This is a genomic window from Saccharothrix sp. ST-888 (assembly GCF_000955975.1).
In the GTDB taxonomy this organism is placed as follows: domain Bacteria; phylum Actinomycetota; class Actinomycetes; order Streptomycetales; family Streptomycetaceae; genus Kitasatospora.
Genome location: NZ_JYJF01000969.1, coordinates 1 through 303, shown reverse-complemented (window position 1 = coordinate 303; position 303 = coordinate 1). Strand labels below are relative to the sequence as shown.

Here is a 303-nt window from a genome sequence, read left to right as displayed (position 1 = left end):
AGCCGCTTCACCACGACCTCCTGTTCGAGCGATGCCTCACCCCCGAGCGCATCAACCGCCCGGACGTCGACCTCGACTTCGACCACCGCCAGCTCGACCAGATGGTGCACTACCTCACCGAGAAGGACGGGTCCGCGTACACCGGCCAGGTCAACACCTTCGACACCATCAAGGCCAAGGCCGCCGTCAAGGACGCCAACCGCCTCCTCGGCTACCCCTTCGCCATGGGCGACCGGATCACCAAGGCGATGCCCCCGGACGTCATGGGCAAGGGCGTCCCGCTCGCCGATCTCTTCAACGAGA

General features: G+C 66.0%; 1 protein-coding gene. It reads left to right on the top strand.

Annotation, left to right across the window (positions count from 1 at the left end; genetic code table 11):
* A partial coding sequence (locus tag UK12_RS35200; RefSeq protein WP_045307294.1) for a hypothetical protein occupies positions 1-303 on the top strand: 303 nt, incomplete at both ends.